The 18,843-nt window shown below is 37.4% G+C and carries 19 protein-coding genes; 1 reads left to right on the plus strand and 18 read right to left on the minus strand.

Going from position 1 to position 18,843, the window contains the following annotated elements; genetic code table 11:
- Positions 1–4: 4 nt before the first annotated feature.
- From I858_RS09410 to I858_RS09425, 4 genes are all read right to left on the minus strand, one after another.
- Positions 5–2,803: a 2-oxoglutarate dehydrogenase E1 component gene (locus I858_RS09410; RefSeq protein WP_065524603.1), complete on the minus strand. Its 2,799-nt coding sequence runs from the start codon at positions 2,801–2,803 to the stop codon at positions 5–7.
- 245 nt (positions 2,804–3,048) lie between these two features.
- On the minus strand, positions 3,049–4,623 hold the full coding sequence (locus I858_RS09415; protein ID WP_239457122.1) for a sensor domain-containing diguanylate cyclase: 1,575 nt from the start codon (positions 4,621–4,623) through the stop codon (positions 3,049–3,051).
- Between the two features lie 86 nt (positions 4,624–4,709).
- Positions 4,710–5,666, minus strand: a complete 957-nt coding sequence (gene dapF, locus I858_RS09420) for a diaminopimelate epimerase (RefSeq protein WP_065524601.1) — start codon at positions 5,664–5,666, stop codon at positions 4,710–4,712.
- A gap of 15 nt (positions 5,667–5,681) precedes the next feature.
- A complete protein-coding gene (locus I858_RS09425; RefSeq protein ID WP_065524600.1) occupies positions 5,682–6,758 on the minus strand; it encodes an undecaprenyldiphospho-muramoylpentapeptide beta-N-acetylglucosaminyltransferase in 1,077 nt (358 codons plus the stop codon).
- A gap of 184 nt (positions 6,759–6,942) precedes the next feature.
- Here I858_RS09425 and I858_RS09430 point away from each other — a divergent pair, with 184 nt between their 5' ends.
- The gene (locus I858_RS09430; protein ID WP_065524599.1) at positions 6,943–8,301 is read left to right on the plus strand and encodes an MATE family efflux transporter; all 1,359 of its coding nucleotides are present in this window, start codon (positions 6,943–6,945) and stop codon (positions 8,299–8,301) included.
- A gap of 49 nt (positions 8,302–8,350) precedes the next feature.
- On the opposite strand, the gene I858_RS09435 is transcribed toward I858_RS09430, so the two are convergent.
- The 14 genes from I858_RS09435 to I858_RS09500 form a co-directional block, all read right to left on the minus strand.
- Positions 8,351–8,599, minus strand: coding sequence for a hypothetical protein (locus I858_RS09435; RefSeq protein WP_065524598.1), 249 nt, complete (start codon positions 8,597–8,599; stop codon positions 8,351–8,353).
- Positions 8,596–9,477: a CobW family GTP-binding protein gene (locus I858_RS09440; protein WP_065524597.1), complete on the minus strand. Its 882-nt coding sequence runs from the start codon at positions 9,475–9,477 to the stop codon at positions 8,596–8,598. The genes I858_RS09435 and I858_RS09440 overlap by 4 nt, the downstream gene beginning before the upstream one ends.
- Positions 9,478–9,533: 56 nt before the next feature.
- Positions 9,534–11,045 (minus strand): lmo1851 family serine protease, encoded by a 1,512-nt coding sequence (locus I858_RS09445; protein WP_065524596.1) that lies wholly within the window; start codon positions 11,043–11,045, stop codon positions 9,534–9,536.
- Between the two features lie 136 nt (positions 11,046–11,181).
- Positions 11,182–11,886 (minus strand): purine-nucleoside phosphorylase, encoded by a 705-nt coding sequence (gene deoD, locus I858_RS09450; protein ID WP_065524595.1) that lies wholly within the window; start codon positions 11,884–11,886, stop codon positions 11,182–11,184.
- 70 nt (positions 11,887–11,956) lie between these two features.
- Complete coding sequence (locus I858_RS09455) at positions 11,957–12,172, minus strand: YozE family protein (protein WP_065524594.1); 216 nt, start codon at positions 12,170–12,172, stop codon at positions 11,957–11,959.
- A gap of 59 nt (positions 12,173–12,231) precedes the next feature.
- Positions 12,232–12,657 carry a peptide-methionine (R)-S-oxide reductase MsrB gene (msrB, locus tag I858_RS09460; RefSeq protein WP_065524593.1) on the minus strand — a complete coding sequence of 142 codons (426 nt, stop codon included), beginning with the start codon at positions 12,655–12,657 and terminating at the stop codon, positions 12,232–12,234.
- Positions 12,654–13,184 carry a peptide-methionine (S)-S-oxide reductase MsrA gene (gene msrA / locus I858_RS09465; RefSeq protein WP_065524592.1) on the minus strand — a complete coding sequence of 177 codons (531 nt, stop codon included), beginning with the start codon at positions 13,182–13,184 and terminating at the stop codon, positions 12,654–12,656. The genes msrB and msrA overlap by 4 nt, the downstream gene beginning before the upstream one ends.
- Before the next feature lie 16 nt (positions 13,185–13,200).
- A complete protein-coding gene (locus I858_RS09470; RefSeq protein ID WP_065524591.1) occupies positions 13,201–13,776 on the minus strand; it encodes a YpmS family protein in 576 nt (191 codons plus the stop codon).
- A gap of 12 nt (positions 13,777–13,788) precedes the next feature.
- Positions 13,789–14,586, minus strand: a complete 798-nt coding sequence (locus tag I858_RS09475; protein WP_065524590.1) for a GDSL-type esterase/lipase family protein — start codon at positions 14,584–14,586, stop codon at positions 13,789–13,791.
- A gap of 24 nt (positions 14,587–14,610) precedes the next feature.
- Positions 14,611–15,450: a DegV family protein gene (locus tag I858_RS09480; RefSeq protein ID WP_065524589.1), complete on the minus strand. Its 840-nt coding sequence runs from the start codon at positions 15,448–15,450 to the stop codon at positions 14,611–14,613.
- 74 nt (positions 15,451–15,524) lie between these two features.
- Positions 15,525–16,292, minus strand: a complete 768-nt coding sequence (locus I858_RS09485; RefSeq protein WP_065524588.1) for a lysophospholipid acyltransferase family protein — start codon at positions 16,290–16,292, stop codon at positions 15,525–15,527.
- Positions 16,258–16,755, minus strand: coding sequence for a dihydrofolate reductase (locus I858_RS09490; protein ID WP_065524587.1), 498 nt, complete (start codon positions 16,753–16,755; stop codon positions 16,258–16,260). The genes I858_RS09485 and I858_RS09490 overlap by 35 nt, the downstream gene beginning before the upstream one ends.
- A 168-nt stretch (positions 16,756–16,923) precedes the next feature.
- A complete protein-coding gene (locus I858_RS09495) occupies positions 16,924–17,868 on the minus strand; it encodes a thymidylate synthase (RefSeq protein ID WP_065524586.1) in 945 nt (314 codons plus the stop codon).
- Between the two features lie 108 nt (positions 17,869–17,976).
- Positions 17,977–18,570, minus strand: a complete 594-nt coding sequence (locus I858_RS09500) for a YpjP family protein (protein WP_065524585.1) — start codon at positions 18,568–18,570, stop codon at positions 17,977–17,979.
- Positions 18,571–18,843 lie beyond the last annotated feature (273 nt).

Below are 18,843 nucleotides of genomic sequence, written 5' to 3' on the forward strand. Positions count from 1 at the left end.
ATCCTTACAATTTAGCTAATGCTTCGTCAATAATACGTGTTTGTTCGACTTTATGTGCTTCTCCGTCACCTTCTGCTGGGCTTTGGCGCTGTGTGCGACCGAAGTATTTTACTTCTTTGCCATCAGCCAATTCACGTAAATATGGATCTGCAAATGTCCAGGACCCCATGTTTTTTGGTTCTTCTTGCACCCATGCGATTTCTTTAGCATTAGAATAACGGTCAACAATCGCTTTAATCTTCTCAGCCGGGAATGGATATAATTGCTCAACGCGGACAATGTGTACCCATTTGTAGTCTGTACCGTCTTTCACGCGCTCTGCCAAATCGATTGCCATTTTGCCACTTGCAAAAAGAACTCGTTTTACTTTTTTCACGTCTTTGCCCATATTCGGTTGCTCAATAATCGTTTGAAAATGACCTTCCGTTAAATCATCTACTGATGCTCCAACGAGTGGATGACGCAATAATGATTTTGGCGAAACGATGATTAATGGACGAATTGACTCTTTACCTAGCATTTTAGCTTGACGACGTAAAATGTGAAAATAGTTTGACGCACTAGAAAGGTTCGCGACTGTCCAGTTGTTCTCAGCAGCCATTTGAAGATGTCTTTCTAAACGAGCACTTGAGTGCTCTGGTCCTTGGCCTTCAAAACCATGAGGAAGCAGCATAATAAGGCCCGATTTTTGTCCCCACTTTGCTCGTCCAGAAGAAATAAATTGATCAAACATCATTTGTGCCATATTAGCGAAATCGCCATACTGTGCTTCCCAAATTACTAACGCTTTATCATTTTCAACATTATAACCATATTCAAAGCCCAAAACGGATGCTTCACTTAATGGACTGTTGTAAACAACAAACGATGCTTTAGCATCAGAAATATGATGTAACGGTACCAACTCGTTGCCATTCTTTTCATCATGTAAAACAAGGTGACGCTGAGCAAAAGTACCGCGCTGAGCATCTTGTCCCGTTAAGCGAATCGGATTCCCATCTTGTAAAATCGTCCCAAACGCAAGCGTTTCCGCATGTGCCCAATCTACTTTACCTTTTCCTTTGAATGGCTCTTCGCGACGTTTTAAAATTTTAGCTAATTTACCGAAAGCAGAAAAATCATTTGGCCATGACAACAGTTCTTCGTTCATTTTTGTTAGAACTTCTTTGTCAATACCTGTTGGAACTTCAGGAAAGCCATTTAAAACTGCTTCAGGCATTTCCACTTTTGGAAACTCGTCTGATTTATTTTCTTTTACGCGATCATATGCTTCTTGCATTTCTTTTTGTGTGTCTATATCTAACTTTTTAACATCGTCTTCAGTAAGGATTTTTTCAGCCGTTAATTGTTTTCCGTATAATTCACGAACAGTATCATGCTGATGAATGCCATGATACATTGTAGGATTTGTCACTAAAGGTTCATCCATTTCGTTGTGTCCATATCGACGGTAACCGATTAAATCGATCAAAATGTCTTTGCTGAACTTTTCACGATATTCAAATGCTAAACGAGCTACTGCAACAACTGCTTCAGGCTCATCCGCATTCACATGAATAACAGGCACTTCAAATCCTTTTGCTGGATCTGAAGAATAATGTGTAGAACGAGAGTCAAATTGCTCAGTTGTAAAACCAATCAAGTTATTCGCAATAATATGAATAGACCCACCCGTTTGATAACCTCTAACGCGACTAAAATTTAAAGTCTCTGTGACAATTCCTTGTCCTGGGAATGCTGCATCTCCATGAATAAGAATAGAATATGATTTTTTTGGATCTAAATCTGCAATACCTGTTTTGCTGGTATCTTCTTGAGCAGCACGCGTTTGACCTGCAACAATTGGGCTAACAATTTCCAAATGTGAAGGGTTGTAGGCTAACTTAACATTTGTACCTGTCGCAGACTTATAAGCTGCACCCATATGATATTTTACATCTCCAAACCAACCTTTTGTGATTTGAAGCGAACCATCTTCTGGAAGAAAAGCTTCATCTCCTACGTGAGCAAAGCCAGCAAACATCATTTCATATGGTTTATTTAAAATATGGGTAAGCACATTTAAACGACCGCGATGTGCCATCCCGATCATAATATCTTCAGTTCCTGCTGACTCAGACATACGAACTAGTTCATCCATTAACACTACTAATGAATCCACACCTTCTATTGAAAAACGTTTTTGCCCAACAAAGGTACGGTGAACAAATTTTTCGAAACCTTCTACACGCGTCAACAAATCAAGAACTTGTTTTTTCTTGTTAGCATCTAGTGAAGGCTTTGCTATTCCAGCTTCGATTTTTTCTTGTAACCAGCTACGTTCTTGTGGTTGAATTACATGCGAAAATTCAAAAGCAACTTTTTCTGTGTAAAGTGATTTTAAATAATTGATTGCATCAAGGCCATCATTTACATCTGCTGGTGCATTGCTTAAAATTAATGACACAGGTACTTCTTTCAAATCTTGTTCGCTCAGACCATAAGTTGAAGGCTCCATGCGACTAGTGTCTATTGGCTGATCTTTTAGCGGATAAATATCCGAAGCTAAATGACCGTGCGCACGAACAGCTTCTGCTAAGTTAACAGCAGCTAGTACTTTCCCAAAATTATTCGGCTCGACAGAATTCTGTTGTACTGGAGTAACATCTGTCGGCGGCCCATATTGCTTAAACAGTTTAACATATTCCGGATCAAGTAATTCCGGTGTTTCTTGATACAAGTCATACATTTCCATTATGTATCCCAAGTTCGGACCAGTAATGGAACTCCATGGGGATTTTGTATCTGAATGATTGCTAGACATTAAAAAACCTCCAACTATTTGTTTTAAGGCAGTCACTATATTCATCTATGTCTTACCTATTTTATCACGCTTCCCATTAGACATAAAGTAGAAGGCGTTAAGCAATTCAAGTTTAAATTTCCCTATCAATCTTACTACTTCCTTGACAAAAAACAAAGCATTTTAGTGAAATAGTTCGCACAACAGATATAAAAACTGATTTATCCATTTTATGTCTGAAATTCAAGCTTTTTATGGGAGTTTAATTATAACGAATACAATTGTGAATATCCTTTGCCTGTTTTTTTAGCTGTATAAAGTGCCATATCTGCTTTTTTCATTAAGTCATCAAAATTATCGCCATGTAATGGATATATGGAAATACCTGTTGAGGAAGTTGGTGAAAATTGATGTCCATTAATTGTCCACCCCTCAAGAAGGGTTTTATTGATTCGTGCGATAACCGTTTCAATATGCTGTTCAAACTTTTCCGGAACAATTCCAGTTAATGCTACCAAAAATTCATCGCCACCAATTCTTGCAACTAAATCATCAGTCCGCAAACTTTTTTTTATGGCTTCTCCGAAATGATAAATAAATTCGTCACCAACGTCATGCCCAAATTGATCATTGACTGATTTAAAATCATCGCCATCTATATACAAAAAAGCAATATACTCATTTTTATTATTCACTTGCATTTTGATTTGATCAAATTCCTGAATCATAAATCGACGATTGGGTAAATTCGTTAAACTATCATGATAAGCCATGAAATGAAGCTGTTTTTCAAGTTGTTTTCGTTCTGTAATATCAAATAAAATAGACAGAAACTGGTAAACTTCGCCATCTGTATTTACAAGTGGAATGACTGTAGCATCTACCCAAAAAAACTCATTGTTTTTCTTCGCAACTTCCATTTCTCCACGCCAGATTTCATTTTCCCAAACTACTTTTTGTATTTCTCTGTATTTTTTTGTAGTAATAAGTACATTACTAGCTTCAAAAACAGTCATATTAACTAACTCTTCTTTTTTATAGCCTGTTAGTTCGTTTAGGTTTTTATTAACAAACTTAATCGTACCAGATACATCCCAAATCGCGACAAGTGCTGCGTAATTAAGCGCATCTTTGTAGCTCTCCAAAATATTTTCTGTTTTTTTAAGCTCATTTTTCAATAGCTGTTCTGTTGTTAGCTCTCGAAACACAACATGAAATGCTCGAATCATTCCGTTTTCAATGATTGGCGAATAACTTACTGAAAACTTCGCTTTTACTCCATCGTGTTTTTGTCGATTCATAATCAAAGAGGTGCTTTTTAATAAGGGCTCAAATTGTGTTAATAATTCTTTTCCTGCTTTAAATAATTCTTTTTTCTTTTTAGACAAGTCGTCGTAAGTGAGATTGACACACTCTTTTTTCCTTACCCCAAATGCTTTTTCGTAAGCTGGATTTAAATCAATAATTTTATATTCTGCAGAAACCATAATCATTGGATCTACAGAATTTTGAACTAACGATTCATAAAACAAATAATCTTCTTCAATTTTTTTTTGAACTGTCACGTTTTTGGTTACAGCTAGTACAAACTTTTGACTCTGATAATCAATGGGCGTTAACTCAGATTCCATTGCAGTGTCCGAGTCGCTAAACAAACTGTAATCCCGATATGCGTGACTTTCACCTTTTTTCAAGGCAATTCCATATTGTTTTTTTATTTCCTGAGACAAAGCGAACGGCATGCTCTCATCTATGTTCGTTCCAACCAGCTTTTTTTTGAATATCGTAGAGCACACCGGGTTTACATACATATAGTCAAAAGTTTCACCATTTTGTTTCATGAAATAGACTGGATTTTTTGAATTTTTATAGAGAAGGTCTAGTTGCTCTATAGAAAAAGGCATTGCCATCTTATTCACCGCCTTCATTAAGAAAATAGATTTGAACGTGTAGTTACTTGCTCAATAAACTTGTTGTAAGAAACTTGTTCTTGTGAATTTTTGACGAACAAAATGCGACTTTTCTCTATATCATCTTGTGCCCAATAAAATGTTGAATACGCTAAATATGTTGCATTCCCTGATAGTTCGAGGTCAATCTTATTTTCACTACTAGCAATGGTACATTTCACAAGACCACCTGGATTATATACAGATACGTCCCCGTAAGGCGTTAATCCAGACATGCAACTAATCAAAGCAGAAGCAGTCATCGCTGTCCCGCAGGCATTTGTGAAACCAACTCCACGTTCATATGTCCGAACGAATATTCCTTTTTCGACAGCTGTTACATAGCTGACATTAACACCATCTGGAAAGTATTCATTGTCACTATTAAAATACTGTGCCCATTTTTCTTGATGGCTAGAATCATTTTGAAGTGTAGCCGGAACTATTCCGATTAAATGCGGATTGGGAACAGATACCGCTGAAAACAGAATATCTTTTGAAACAAATGGCAAAGGCTTATTGATCCATTCATTTTGGTTTAAGTAATTCATCGGTACACTGTTTAGTAAAAAGGATACCGGCGAAATTTCTACGGCATATGTTGCAATTTCTCCATTTGATACTGCTTTTTTTCTTACGCTTAAAAAAGCTTTCATAGTTTCGATGACAGCTTTTTGTATATTTTGTTGTTCGCATACATATCGTGCTACACACCGAAGACCATTTCCACACATTGATGCTTCTGATCCATCATTATTGAAAACACGCATCTTTGCATGCGCTCTAGTTGAAGGCAAAATCACCAAAATGCCGTCAATGTCTGGATCTATTGTTGAAATGTGCTTTGCTAATTGCGCGTAGTCATCGCGTTCTTCTCCTTCGAACATATAGAAAGTATTCATTGAGCCATGAACTTTTATCAACGCTATTTCCATTTTTTCACCTCTTACTTATTTTGCATGAGTCGCTACCAGTTTAGCCATTTCAGCTGCAGTAATTGGCGGTTTTGCTTTTGTCATAGCTTCGATTAACTTCTCTTTATCTTTCTGTAAAAGTGTAAGTTCTTCCATAAATCGATCTGCAGACAACTGTTCTTCCTCAACTACATGAGCAAAGCCTTGCTTTTCAAATAAATTGGCATTCAGAATTTGATCACCGCGACTTTTTTGAATTGAAAGTGGGATTAGCAACATAGGTTTTTTTAACGCTAAAAATTCAAATATCGAATTTGAACCTGCACGAGATACAACAAAATCTGTCATATGCAGCAAATGAGGAAGTTCATGTGTCACATACTCAAATTGCCGATAGTTTTTGTATGTATCTAGTTCTGGCATCCGATTTCCTTTGCCACATAAATGAATGATATTGTATTCTTCCATTAAACGGTCTAGATTATTGCGAATAGCTGAGTTGATCATGACTGATCCTTGGCTACCGCCCATAACCATTAATACAGGTAGACTACTCGTAAACGAACATATTTCCTGACCTTTTGCAGCAGTTCCTTCTTTCAATTCACTGCGAATAAGAGATCCTGTACAAGTTGACTTGTCACTTGGCACATGTGCTAATGTTTCGTTAAACACTGTGAAAATGTGGTCAGCAAACGGTAATGCTATTTTATTTGCGAGTCCTGGTGTAACATCCGACTCGTGAATAATGACAGGAATCGACATCATTCTTCCAGCCATTACAACTGGTACTGAAACAAAACCACCTTTTGAAAAAATGGCCACAGGTTTGGTTTTACGAATAATATTCACTGCTTGCATTAAACCTGCTCCTACACGAAAAGGATCTGAAAAGTTTTTTGTTGAAAAATAACGACGGAGTTTGCCACTCGAGATAGAATGATATGGAACTGAAGGAAATGACTCTCGTATCAACTCATTTTCAATGCCCTCTTTAGAACCAATATATTCAACATGAAAGTCTAATTTTTTTAATTCTGGAATTAATGCCTGGTTTAACGAAACGTGTCCAGCAGTTCCACCACCGGTTAATATAATTGTTTTGTTGTTCATTGTTTGTCCTACTTTCATCTATTAATTTGACGCATCATGATTGTCTTTTAGAAAGATTAACTGTGCTATACTGAGTTTTATGTGCTGAATTTGATGAATAGCTATAAAAATCGTATCCTTTTAAGCTAAAATAGGTCATTGATAAGTTAGCATTTATTTTACATAGATTGCAGGAGGAAAAATTATGCACGAAACGCGAACAAAAAAAGAAAAAGTGTTAATGTTGATAAAAATCGTTTTTCCTATTCTAGTCACGCAAGTCGCTATGTATTTAGTGACATTTTTTGATATTTATATGACTTCACGTTATGGAACAGAAGATTTAGCTGGTGTTTCCATTGGGTCTTCTTTTTGGGTTCCTGTCTATATTGGCCTAGCCGGAATCCTCATGTCTATCACTCCAATTGTAGCACAATTGATGGGAGCTAAGAAAAAAGAGCAAGTAAAACAAGCTGTCCAGCAAGGAATATATTTGGCAGTCTTACTGGCCGCCATTGTTTTTACCTTTTTCTACTTTGGTCTCGACAGTTTGCTTGCACTTATGAATCTTGAACCAGAAGTTGCCGATGTAGCGAGTCGGTATATTTTCGCGATGTCGGTTGGGTTGGTTCCGTTATTTGTTTATATGACATTGCGTTCGTATATTGATGCACTCGGAGCTACACGTGTCACGATGGTTATCTCTTTGCTATCCGCACCTATTAATATTTTCTTTAACTATTTATTGATATTTGGAAATTTCGGTTTCCCAGAACTCGGAGGCGCTGGAGCAGGGTTGGCTTCGGCCATCACATATTGGCTGATTCTTGCAATTGCTACTTGGATCATCCAAACAAGAAACCCTTTCACTTCGTATAGAATTTTCCGTAATTGGCCTAAACTATCATTGAGTCGCTGGATTGAAATTAGTCGCATTGGTGTTCCCATTGGCATTTCAATTTTTGTGGAAACAAGCATCTTCTCCGCAGTTACATTTTTACTTGCGGTCTATGGTACTGTTACGATTGCAGCGCATCAAATCGCATTGAATTTTACATCGTTATTGTATATGTTACCACTTAGTATTTCCATGGGTGCGACTATATTAGTAGGCTATGAAGTAGGAGCGAAACGATTTCACGATGCACGTCAATATAGCTGGTTAAGTGTCGGTACGGCTATTGTCTTTAGTTTCTTATCTGCTTGTGTTCTATTCTTTATGCGAGCTGAAATTGCAACTTTGTATTCTTCAGATCCTGTAGTTATTAAGATGGCGATTCAATTCTTACTATTTGCTGCCTTGTTCCAATTATCAGATGCTATTCAAGCTCCTGTTCAAGGTGCACTTCGCGGATATAAAGACGTTAACATTACATTTGTTATGGCGCTGATTTCTTATTGGGTTATTGGCTTGCCCAGTGGGTACGTTTTCGCTAATTTTACGGATTTCGGACCTTTTGGCTATTGGATTGGATTAATTGTTGGCTTGACTGCAGGTGCTATCACATTGTCTGTTCGATTATTAATCATACAAAAAAAGATTGCTTCTCAATTTGTTAGCTAACTACAAGAAAAAGCAGGAAATGGAAACTAATGATTTCATTTCCTGCTTTTTATTTGTCTTTTTTCAAAGCTATTTTTTTATACAACTCTACTAACTCTTTTTTTTCTGATTCCAACAACTCTGACTCAGTAATTCGCAGTAAAGCAAGTTCTAGCTTTTGCTTTTTATTTTTACGAACACGCGGATGTGTCAACTCATCGTTTAGTTCAATTAATATATGCTCTTCCAGTTCATCGTGCGTCATGATTGTTTTTACAGCCGACCTTTGTGGCCACAGCTTTTGATAAGACCGAATCACGGAAGCTCAACTTCTGCTAGCTCTTCACCGATTACCACAATTTGATTTTGCATTTTCATGTACTCAGGAAGCCATTGTGCCATTCCATAAGCAAACTGAAAAGCATGAGGATATTTGTCACCTTCAAGTGGTACATAGCCTTTTACTCGGTAAACCGAGTCAGGCAAAGTGCGTAACCATTCTTCAAATTTTTCACGTCTAACAGGAGCATCAAATTGCAGTACTTTCGCATTCAGATTTAGTTTTGAAACAGGTGCTTTTACAACATCTTGCGTAGAAGTCGTTGTTACCTTTTCCAGCGCTGAAAACGGAATTTCAGCATGAATTGTTTGAATAATTTGCGCAGTTGCGTTTAACGATTGTATTTCATACACCACTGTTCCTTGTTCACTTTCCGTCAATAAATCCATTTTGTTAGCCAGTATTAAATCTGCATGACGAATTTGTTCTAAAAACAACGATCGAATTTGCGGAGACAAGCTATTGCGATCCAACCATCTTTTGCTATCTGCTACTGTGACAATGCCTTTAAAGTTTAATTGTTCAGCAAATAATGGAGAAAAAATAGCATCTAAAGCTTCTACAGGATGTGCGGCTCCCGTTGTTTCAATTAACAGCACATCAAACTCTTCTTCTGCTAACAAGGTTTGAATTTGTGCTTCAGATTTCTCTGAGCCCGAGCAACAAATGCATCCGTCTAAAATTTCTTTTAATGGGACATCGCCTTCAACTGCATTAGAATCCATATTCATCTTGCCTAGTTCATTCATAAATACAGCTGGTTTTAGTCCTTTTTCTTTCATTTGCGTAATCATGCGTTTTAATAGCGTGGTTTTTCCACTTCCAAGAAATCCACTAAACAAGTAAACGTCTTTCATCGTCTCACCCTTTCGCTAACTAATGAAGAAAAGGCCCGCCGAAGCGGACCTTAACATCACTCTTCAGTTTTTTCTGAAGAAGCAGTGATTCCTGCTTTTTCCATCAATATTTTCTTAGCTTTTTGTAATTGTGGATCGTCATTTTCGATTTTCTTACGCAATGCATCCATCACTGCAAATGTGCTATCTTCTATTAGAGTTCCTGTTACTTCTAAATCGTTCTCTTCTTGAAAATTCTCAACAGCTTGTGTCATTTGTTCTTCAAATACGCCATCTACATCTCCAACTTCGTAGCCAAGTGCTTCGAGCATTTGCTCAGCAGTTTTAACTTGTTCAGAAATCACACCGTCTTTCAATTCGATTGATGTATCTAAAATCGGAAGAGATGCATATTCTGGATAAGCTACTTCTACATCGGGTTTGATGCCTTTTTCGTGAATCCAATTGCCATCTGGTGTCAACCACTTAGCTGTTGTAAATTTTAAGTTAGAGCCGTCTTTAAGATCATTTGCGGTTTGAACTGTTCCTTTGCCAAATGTTTTCTCACCGACTAATTGAATATCTGCTGACTCACTCATCGCACCTGCTAAAATTTCAGAAGCTGACGCGCTTCCACCATCAATTAGCAAAGTAACAGGCACTTTAACTTTCGTACCAGGTGAAGACATATAGACTTCAGGTTCTGATCCTTTTGCCTGAACTTCAAACAATGGCTTTCCTTCATCTATAAACAAATTCGAAATATCAAGCGCTACATCCAATAATCCACCTGGGTTTTGACGAACGTCCATAACGACCGCTTCCATTCCTTCGCTTTCCATTTCTTCTATCGCATCAAGCAATTCTTGATACGTATTTTCAGAAAAACTGGTTACTTGAATGTGCGCTACTTTGTCACCGATCATCTCGGCGTAAACTGTCTCGAGTGGAATTTCGTCTCGAACAATGGTGATGTCAATAGGCTCTGCGTTTTCACCGCGTTGAATCGTTAACGTGACTTCTGATCCTTTTTCACCACGAATTAACATAACCGCTTCAGTTGTCGTGAAACCTTGTATGCTTTCTCCGTCAACCGCAATAATTTGGTCATTTGGCAAAACGCCGGCTTTTTCAGCTGGCGAATTTTTAATTGGTGAAACTACCGTTACGTAACCACCGCGTTCTTGAACTTCCGCACCAATTCCTTGAAAGCTTGATGAAATACCTTCTAAAAATTGAGATGCTTCTTTTTCGTTTAAGTAATCAGAATAAGGATCTTCTAGCGAATCAACCATGCCGTTAATCGCACCGTTTACCAGAACATTTCTATCGACGTCTTCAAAGTAATTGTTTTGAATTTCATCATAGGCTGTATATAATTTTTCAAATTCACGCCGCTCTGGAGAATTTACTTCCACAGCTTTGTCTTCGCCAAACGTTAAAGCAAAAACGGTCAATCCAGCCGTAGCAATGATTAAAAGAAACACCAACATAATAAACGAAAATGTTTTCATCTTGATCATATGCGAAGGTGATTCTTCTACTGGTGGAATGGGTTTTTGCTGTTCTTCCGGACGTTGCTCATCCATCTACTATCACCACTTTCGTAATTACACTCAGAATTTGAAAAAATGAAAAGAAAAAGACTGTCGAGACAGTCTTTTTACAAGCTGAGACTTCACGCTATAGATTGCAAATCAACCTTAAGGATCGGCAAAGTTTTTTCTAGTCTTGAATCGCTGCTTCTAAAGCGACAACAATCATTTCGTTAAATGTTGTTTGGCGTTCTTCTGAAGTTGTTACTTCGCCTGTTAGTAAATGATCACTTACCGTTAATATTGATAACGCTTGACAACCGAATTTTGCAGCCAATGTGTATAATGCTGAAGATTCCATTTCAAGACCGAGTACTCCGTATTGAGCCCATTTTTCATGCTCTGCAAATTCATTATAAAAAACATCTTCGGTAAAAACATTTCCGACACGTAAGTTTAATCCTTTTTCAAGACCTGCATTATAAGCTTTTAACAATAAATCAAAATCAGCTGTCGGTGCATAATTGATTCCTTTAAAAATGATTTCATTCATTTTTGAATCTGTTGATGCGCTTTGTGCTAAAATAACATCGCGAACTTTAACGTCTTTATGAATCGAACCACATGTACCAACACGAATTAGTTTTTTAACATCATATTCCTGCATCAATTCAGTAACGTAAATCGAAATTGAAGGGACGCCCATTCCAGTTCCTTGAACAGAAATGCGTTTTCCTTTGTATGTACCGGTGTAACCGAACATATTGCGAACTTCGTTATACAAAGTTACATCTTCTAAAAACGTTTCCGCTATGTATTTTGCGCGAAGCGGATCTCCTGGTAGTAAAATCGTTTCGGCTATATCGCCTTTTTTCGCATTAATGTGAACACTCATTTAAAAAACCTCACTTTTATATAGTAGATTTAATCATACTGTTTTTTTGCTGCTAGTGCAATGAAGAGCTTTACTGGTCTATATATTCTCTCCATATCTCATCGAAAACACTTGCTTTCATAATTGGATGCGCTTTTTCTTCTATATATTTAGAAAGTCGCTCAAAATCAGTTTCTGATTTTGGAAATGAATGATCGAGAAACATCGCTTCAGAAAAACGCGAATAGTCATCTGCATCAATTTTCCCGCGGTATTTTAATGTAAATTGATAAAATGAACGATGCATCATCCAACTCCTTTCGAATTTCAGGCAAAAAAATCCGGACAACTTGTCCGGATCACCTTTTATTCAAATAATTCCTTGTACTCGGTCAAACCTTCTGCGTCTAATTGCTCTTTAGGAACAAAACGTAGCGCTGCAGAGTTGATGCAATAACGAAGGCCTCCTGAAGATGAAGGCCCATCTGGGAACAAGTGCCCCAAATGGGAATCTGCAGTTGCCGAGCGAACTTCCGTTCTTCTCATACCATGACTTGTATCGAAAGTTTCTTTAACTTCCGTTGTTTCAAGTGGCTTCGCAAAGCTTGGCCATCCACAATGTGCATCAAACTTATCTTTCGAACTAAATAACGGTTTTCCTGACACGATATCAACATAAATACCATCTTCGAAATGTTGGTCAAACTCTCCTTGAAAAGGCGGTTCAGTTCCACTTTCTTGTGTCACATGATATTGCATTGATGTTAGTTTTGTTTTTAAGTCGTCTTTCATGCTTGTCCACCCCAATTTTTTTCAATAAATGCCGTCCGACCTGACCCTACTGAATAACGGTTGTAATGGCCAGGATTTTTTTTATAATAATCTTGATGATGTGTTTCTGCTAAATAAAACGGTTTTGCTTCAAGGATTGGTGTTGTTACAGCCTTGTTAAATCGTCCTGAATTATCCAGTTCCTGCTTAGACTTTTCAGCGGCCACTCGCTGTTCTTCAGAATTGTAAAAAATAGCGGTTTGATAAGATTCACCGCGGTCAAAAAATTGACCTCCAGCATCCGTCGGATCGATTTGTGTCCAAAATACATCCAATAATTTTTCATAAGAAAATATTTCGGGTTGAAATGTAATTTGAACTGCCTCTACATGACCTGTTGCATTTGAGCACACTTGTTCATAAGTAGGGTTTTTCAAATCGCCACCGGTGTATCCACTTACAACTTCTTCAATTCCTTCTAACGAATCAAAAGGTTTGACCATACACCAAAAACAGCCTCCTGCAAATACGGCTTTTTCTGTTTTCATCTACTCACTCCGTTCTTTATGGTTCAATTGTCACCAATAATCGAATGTCGTCTTCTTTTAAGTTGAAAGACGTTGCGCGAACGGAGATACCATCGTCTAATGAAATTTCCGTCAATTTCAAGAGCACTTCTTCATCCGCCGGTATGACTTCCATAAATTCAGGAAGATCTACTGAGTCTCTAAGCAATTTTAACGCAGACTCTGGAGGAATATCCAGCATACCGACTTCTACGGATTTTTGTTCTAGTAATAAATTACCATCTTCTTGTACAATGGGTTCGAACTTCATCAAAATTGGCAATGTAACAGAAAAAATGCTTAGTTCTGTTGATATACTCACATCATCTGTAACAGATAAAGAAAGCGGTATCGGTTGATCTTTCATCGCTTCTTGTATATATGTGTTAGCAATTCCTTCAAAATCTGCTTTTGTCGTATTCACCACAACCGTATTGCCTGCAGCAGCTCCACTTTTGGCTGCTTGATACGATATATAGTCTTTCGATGGTGTAGATAAGTAAAGCGTTATTCCAATTACTACCAGTACATTTAATATCACTAACAAAATAAAAGCTAATTTCCATTTTTTCAACCCATCACCACCCTATTCTTCATAGCTTAAGCCACATTCATCCATTCTTTTTAACATACGCTCCGCTATCAAATCATACCCTTTGCTGTTTGGATGAAAAAAGTCCGAATGATAAACTAAGTTTTTATTGCCAATAAACAAATCACTGATAGGAACAAAACAGGCTTGAGGATCGGCCTCTACTCTATTTTTCATCTTCTCATTATAAGAGTCAATGATTACATCAAATTCTTCTACTTCATCTGTTACAAGCGAAAAGGGATTGTAAATGCCCATAACAATTAATGGTGCGTTGGGATTCATTTCTCTAATCCCAGTAATAATTTGGTTAAATCTATTTTCGTAAAGAACCAATTCTTCGTCAAAAGCTTCTATATTCAATGAAAATAAATCACGCTTCACAATTTTCATAACGTCGTTACCACCGATTGTTAGCGTTAAATAATCGGCTTGCCCAACTGGCCCCGTCAATTTACCTTGCTGAAGCATAGCTAATAACTGGTCACTCCGACGTCCGCGTTTAGCAGTGTTTTCAACTGTAACACCTTTGATTCCTTGCCACGTTCGAATTTCTGACGCTATTCTTCCTGTGTAACCACCCAAATTGCTTTCATCTCCTACACCTTGAGACAGAGAGTCGCCAAGTGCAGTAATGACTACAGATTGAGGAATAAAATTAGGTGGCACTGTGAAAGATATATTGACAGGTTTTTTTCTTGGTTCTGCTTTATCATTGCCAAAGATAGAAGATGGACTACACCCCGACACTATACACAAAAGCACTACTACAATAAACAGGATGCGTTTCAAATTCGTCTCTCCTTTTTTCGCCTTTTAATCGGTATAATACATAAATCCAATTGCTCCGATACCTGTGTGGGTAGAGATAATTGGCGTTGTAAAGTCAAATTGAATATCAGTAAAACCGGTTTCTTTTATTTTTTTGCGAAGTGGATCTGCCATTGCTAGTCCATTAGCATGAGCAATTCCGACACCTTTAACTTTTTTACCTGCCGTCCGCTCGTTATAGTCCTTCATCAAATACTCAACTACTTGTTTATGACTTCTAACTTTTGCTACAGGCGTATACTCTCCACCATCTAGCGAAGCTATCGGTTTAATTTTCATTAATGAGCCTAGCAAAGCGCGACCTTTTCCAATCCTTCCGCCTTTAACGAGATTATCAAGTGAATCGACTACGACAAAGAGCTTTGTATTTAGCCGAATTTGTTCAACACGTGCAACGATTTCTTCCATTGACTTTCCTGCTTTAGCCATTTCGGCAGCTTCAAAAACTTGAAAAGTTAAGGCATGCGAAATGTAACGCGAATCGACGACTGTTACATCAGAGTCAGACAATTGAGCTGCAGTTTTAGCAGATTCAACGGTTCCACTCATTCCACCAGTCATATGAATCGATAAGATTTGGTCTCCATTTTTGCCTAACTTATCATACAACTCTTTAAATAAACCTGGAGCAGGTTGCGAACTTTTTGGCATTTCATCAGTATTTTTCATTAACTCTAAAAAAGATTCTGGCTCAAGATCGACACGGTCTAAATAGTTTTTTCCACCAACTTGAATACTTAAGGGAACCACATGTAAGTCGTATTTTTCAATGATTTCCGGTTTTAAATCAGCGGTCGAATCTGTCACGATATGAATCTTTGACATGAAATCACTTCCTTCTTCATTTGAGTTTAAGTAGTTGTGGAACAATAAACAACTACTAAGATTACCATTTTGTTCTAGTTTGTTAATTTTTTTGTAGCTATTGTAGCGAGTGCGTTGGCAATTCGACCATGCACAAGTGCTATTGCCTCTTTTGGCTTTATGTCGTTTAGCTCATCTATACCGACTACATTTAAAAGTTGAACTGTTACATTTGCTGGCATTATTTTATTGTTGTTTTTTTCCATGATGTCTGCAGTTCCATGAATCGCAACCGGTACTATTGGCACACCTGCATCTTTCGCGATACGCACAAATCCAGCTTTAAACTCGCCGATTCCATCACCTTTACTTCTAGTACCTTCAGGAAAAATCAAAATAGAATGGCCTTTTTTTAGCTTTTCAACTGTATCTGCAATTGACTTTAATGCACTTCGTCGATCTGTACGATCTAAAAAAACACAATTCATTTCTTTCATATACATCGGAATAATAGGGAATTTGTTTACTTCTTTTTTAGAAATAAAACCAAAAGGCTTTGGAATTGTTGACAAAAACGTCGGAATATCAAAATTCCCTTCATGATTACTGACAAACAAGACCGGTCCTTCAGGCAAATTTTCAGTACCTATAATAGTTACTGTGCTATTTGTTCGTTTCATAATGCCACTCGCCCATTTTTGAGGTTCCGTATGAACCAATTGATCATATTCTTGTAAACTTAGTCGCGGCTTTTGTTTTACGATTTTTTTAAAATTTATCGCACTGATTGGCAAATAGCCAAATAAAAATGAAAATGTACGAATCGAATTAAACACGGTCGTTTTTCTTTTTCCGACGCTCATATACTAAATACGAAAAAGTCACATCATTTGAAGTTTGTTGTTCAGACTCCGACACAAGCTTCCACTCACGTCCATACTCCGGAAAGTACGTATCACCATTATACTCGTGTTGAACAAGCGTGATATAAAGACGATCTGCATCAGGCAATACAGATTCAAAAACTTGCTCACCACCAATAATCATAATTTCTTCATGCTTTTCTCTTGCTAACTTGATAGCATCTTGAATGTTATGAACGACATTCACACCATCTGCAGTGTAATCATCATTACGAGTCACAACAATATTGCGTCGCTTCGGAAGAGGACGTCCAATAGATTCGAACGTATTCCGTCCCATCACAATGCCCTTTCCAATAGTATGTTCTTTAAAATAAGCCAAATCTGCTGGAATATGCCAAGGCAATTCGTTATTTTTTCCGATAACACGGTTCAAATCGTGCGCTACCATCATTGAAATCATGTATTTTCCTCCTATCCTGCTATTAGCAGGGTATAAATTTTAGGTAGTTGGACTAGTTTGTATTTTAGAATTCGCTAGAATCAACTTTTTATAATTTCTTTGAAATTTATATTTGTAAAAAAGTAGAACTTATTGTGACATACTAATCATTGTATTGAGTACTATCCACTAAACTGCAACAGGTGCTTTGATACGAGGATGCGGATCGTATCCTTCAATCGTAATATCTTTTAGTTTCAAGTCGAAAATTGATTCGACGTCTCCATTGATTTTCAAAGTTGGCAATGTTTTTGGTTCTCTTGACAGCTGTTCTTGTACTTGCGAAAGATGATTTGAGTAGAGATGCGTATCACCTGTTGTATGGACAAAATCACCAACTTTCAAATTGCATTCTCTAGCAACAAGGTGCGTCAACAAAGCGTATGATGCAATATTAAATGGCACACCTAAAAAGACATCTGCACTGCGTTGATAAAGTTGGCATGATAATTTGCCGTCTGCTACATAAAATTGGAACATGATATGACATGGTGGCAAAGCCATGTGATCAATGAATTCCGGATTCCATGCAGTAACCAAGTGGCGCCTAGAATCCGGATTTTTTTTAATCGATTCAATAACATTTTTCAGTTGATCGATGGTCTTGCCTTCTGTTGTTGCCCATGAGCGCCATTGCTTGCCGTAAACGGGACCTAGGTCTCCGTATTTCTCAGCAAACTCTGGACTTTCAATTACTTTACGCTGAAAACTTTGCATCTCAATCTTGTATACTTCCGCAAATTTCGGGTCTGTTTGTGCACGACGACCGAAATCAGACATATCAGGTCCAGCGTATTCATCACTTGCTACCCACTGTGCAAACGCCCATTCATCCCAAATGTGATTATTTTCTTGCAATAGAGATCGGACATTGGTATCACCTTTGATAAACCAAAGAAGTTCCGAGACAATCAAGCGAAACGCTGTTTTTTTAGTTGTCATTAAAGGAAAGCCTTCCGCTAAATCGAATCGCATTTGATGACCAAAGACACTCAAAGTACCAGTTCCAGTTCGATCTTCTTTTGTAGCTCCATTATGTAGAATATGTTCACATAAGTCTAAATATTGCTTCATATAATTCGCCTCCGTTATTACTTTAATCATAACAAAAACTGCTCGCCAACAAAACTTTCACTTAAATAATTAAAAATTCACAAAAGAAAAACCGCCTCAATAGACGGTTTACGAAAGCCATTTTGGCGGTGTATTTTTCGACCAGTAGATGTCTCCTAATGTAATGTGTTTTTGGAAGTCATCTTCAGCCAAATGATAGTGAAAGTTAAAAGAATAGCCTAACTGTGGTTTTTTCTCTGTTCTGACATGAAAACGTATTTCGTCTTTAAGTGTTTCAGCGTCATATACATGAAATATTTTTTCAGAATGATCGCCAGAAGGTTTTTCGGAAATGGCTAATTTACTTAACTTGCCGGTATTGAGATTTCCAAGATGAACATCAATTGCTCGTTGAATATTAGGCAAAATCAATGTTTGGAATTCCTCTTGAATCACAGGACCAATTCGTGATCCGAATTTCACATAAGACTGTTCTTCTGCAGATTGATAAACTAGATCAAGAATAGACTCACTTGTGTCATAAAACTCACCTGGATCTACCCAGTCATAAATATATTGTTTGTTAATGCTTTCAGTTGCATGTGATTTCGGTTGGCCCTTTTCGTCTAAAAGCGATTCCCAAATTAAATGATTCGGGGAAATTGCGCCCAATGTTAAAACGGCAACTGCAATCACTAGCGACTTTTGCCACCAGTTTTTCATGAACATCACCTTTTCTTTATGAACATTTTAGTAACATACTTTTTTATTTATACGAATTTCGCGGGTAAAGGTTTCATCTTCTTGAAATTCATTGTACAATAAAGTCATTAACAATGCCTTGTTTTTTTTGAAAAGGAGGAATTTTCATGGATACATCATTATTGATCGGACTGGGTCTTTTGTTTATGCTTGGTTATTTGACTTCTCTCTCAATAACAGACTAATAAGCAATAAAAAACTTTCTGAACTTTAGAGAGTTTTTTTATTGTAACC

The sequence above is a fragment of the Planococcus versutus genome (assembly GCF_001186155.3).
Lineage (GTDB): Bacteria > Bacillota > Bacilli > Bacillales_A > Planococcaceae > Planococcus > Planococcus versutus.